Below are 2709 nucleotides of genomic sequence, written 5' to 3'. Positions count from 1 at the left end.
ACGCCCGACAAACCCACCGCTCAGATCGACACGTCCAACGAACCCACCGCGGTGAACGAGTCCGGCGAAACACCTCCCCCGAAGATCAAACACTTCTGGCCGTCGGTCAGGCGGCTCATCGGGCTGCTCGCACCGGAGAAGGGAAAGTTCGTCCTGGTCGTAGTCCTCGTCGTGATCGCCGTCGTCCTCACCGTGATCGCACCGCGTATTCTCGGCAACGCCATGGATGTGATTTTCAACGGGGTGCTGGGACGCTCGCTGCCCGCGGGCGTGCCGATCGAGGTCATCATTGAGCAGGCCCGAGCGGCCGGCCGGACCGAATACGCGGACATGCTCGCCAGCGCCAGCGTGGTTCCCGGGCAGGGCGTCGATTTCGGCGAACTCGGACGCCTGATTGCGATCGTGATCGCGCTCTATGCCGGCTCGTCGTTCTTCATGTGGTGGCAGGGCTGGCTGCTCAACCGGCTCGTGATGCGCGTGGTCTTCGGTCTTCGCCAGAGCATCCAGGAGAAGATCAACCGCCTGCCGCTGCGGTATTTCGATTCCCACCAGCGCGGCGACATCCTCTCCCGGGTCACCAACGACATCGACAACATGCAGCAGGTGCTCCAGCAGACGCTCGCGCAACTCGTGCAGTCGGTGCTCACGGTGCTCGGCATCGGCGCGATGATGTTCGTCGTCTCGTGGCAGCTCGCCCTGATCGCCGTGATCGCGCTGCCGCTTTCTGCCGTCATCGCAGCCGTGGTGGGGGTGCGTGCCCAAAAGCTGTTCGCCGCCCAGTGGAAGAGTACAGGCGAGGTCAACGGGCATATCGAGGAGTCCCTGACCGGCCGTGAACTGATGCGCATCTTCAATCGCGACGACGAGATGGCCGAGGTCTTCGACGAACGCAACGAGCGGCTCTTCCAGGCGACGTACAAGGCACAGTTCCTTGCCGGCACGATCATGCCCGCGATGGATTGGATCTCCTATCTCAGCTACGTGCTGATCGCCGTCGTTGGTGCCCTGCGCGTGACCTCGGGGACTCTGACCCTCGGAGATGTGACCGCCTTCATCCAGTACTCCCGGGATTTCTCGCAGCCGATCGGCGAGCTGGCGGGATTGGCGAACATGGTGCAGTCGGGAGTTGCCTCGGCGGAGCGGACCTTCGAACTCCTCGATGCCGACGAGCAGCAGCCCGATCGTGGCACCGCGGCTATTCCCGAGCGGACGAACGGCCACGTCAGATTCGAGAACGTGACGTTCTGCTACGACCCCGAGCAGCCACTGATCGAGGACCTCTCGTTCACCGCCCAGCCCGGCCAGACTGTGGCGATCGTGGGTCCCACCGGCGCCGGCAAGACGACCCTGGTGAACCTCGTGATGCGCTTCTACGAGCTGCAAGCCGGGCGAATCCTGCTCGACGACGTCGACATCACCGCCCTTTCGCGCGCGGACCTGCGCGGACACATCGGCATGGTGCTTCAGGATGCCTGGCTGTTCAACGGCACCATCCGCGAGAACATCCGGTACGGACGACTCGACGCCCCCGATTGGGACGTGATCGCCGCGGCCGAGGCCACGATGGTTGACCGGTTCGTCCGGCAACTGCCCGACGGCTACGACACGGTGATCGAGGAGAACGCGTCCTCGTTGTCCGTCGGCGAGCGACAGCTGCTGACGATCGCACGCGCATTCATTGCGAATCCCTCGCTGCTCATCCTGGACGAGGCCACGTCGTCGGTGGATACCCGAACCGAGGTGCTGGTGCAGCAGGCAATGCGACGGCTGCGGGCGGATCGGACCTCATTCGTCATCGCGCACCGACTCTCAACGATCCGCGACGCCGACACGATCCTGATGATGGACGACGGGCGAATCGTGGAGCAAGGCACCCACGACGAGTTGCTGGCTCGCTCGGGCGCCTACTACCGGATGTACCGGTCGCAGTTCGAGGGGGCTCTCGACGAGACTGCCGACGAGCCTGCGGATAGGCCGGACGACTAGGCAAGACTTCCCGAACGGCCATGACATCGGGACAAGCGGCGGAGGCGCTTTTGGCGATAACGGATCAGGAGAAATCGACCAGGCCGGCGCGGGCCGCCGTGACGAGCACCTGGACGCGGTCGCGTACATTCCACTTCTGCATGATGCTGCCGAGGTGAGCCTTGATCGTCCCCTCGGAGACGAGCAGGGCACCGGCCATCTCCGCGTTCGACATGCCGAGCGCGAGCTTGTGTAGCACTTGGGATTCGCGGTCGGTGAGCGACGCGAGCTCGCCGGTCGAATGCACCGGTGATGCGTTGCGCACGTGCTGCACGAGCATCGCCGCCACCCGCGGAGACAGCGAGCTCTCTCCCTCATAGGCCTGGTGCAGGGCGTGCAGAATCTCGTCCGCGCTCGAGTCTTTCAGCATGTAGCCGGTGGCGCCGGCGCTCAGCATGGGCAGCACGTTCTCGCGATTGTCGAGCGTCGTGACCGCGAGGACGCGAACATCCGGCCAGCGCGAAGTAATGGTTTGAGTGGCCTCAATGCCACTCATCACCGGCATCTGGACGTCCATCATCGCGATGTCCGGCATCAGGCGTTCGACCTTCTCGATCGCTTCGCGCCCGTTCTCGGCCTCACCGATGACAGTGATCTCCGGGTCTCGTGAGGCGAAATGCGAAAGAGCAACTCGTACCAGCGGGTCATCGTCGGTGATCAACACCCGGATCTCAACCATGGGGA

General features: G+C 64.1%; 2 protein-coding genes. One reads left to right on the top strand and one right to left on the bottom strand.

Annotation, left to right across the window (positions count from 1 at the left end; all coding sequences use genetic code 11):
• Positions 1-1986: ABC transporter ATP-binding protein (locus tag AAFP05_RS01830; RefSeq protein WP_341728147.1), on the top strand; the 1986-nt coding region annotated here is incomplete at its 5' end.
• A gap of 64 nt (positions 1987-2050) precedes the next feature.
• Here AAFP05_RS01830 and AAFP05_RS01825 read toward each other — a convergent pair.
• On the bottom strand, positions 2051-2709 hold a 659-nt coding region (locus AAFP05_RS01825), incomplete at its 5' end, for a response regulator transcription factor (protein WP_341728146.1).

This window comes from Brooklawnia sp. (assembly GCF_032229645.1).
Taxonomy (GTDB): domain Bacteria; phylum Actinomycetota; class Actinomycetes; order Propionibacteriales; family Propionibacteriaceae; genus Brooklawnia.
This window is presented reverse-complemented; position numbering and strand designations above follow the sequence as displayed.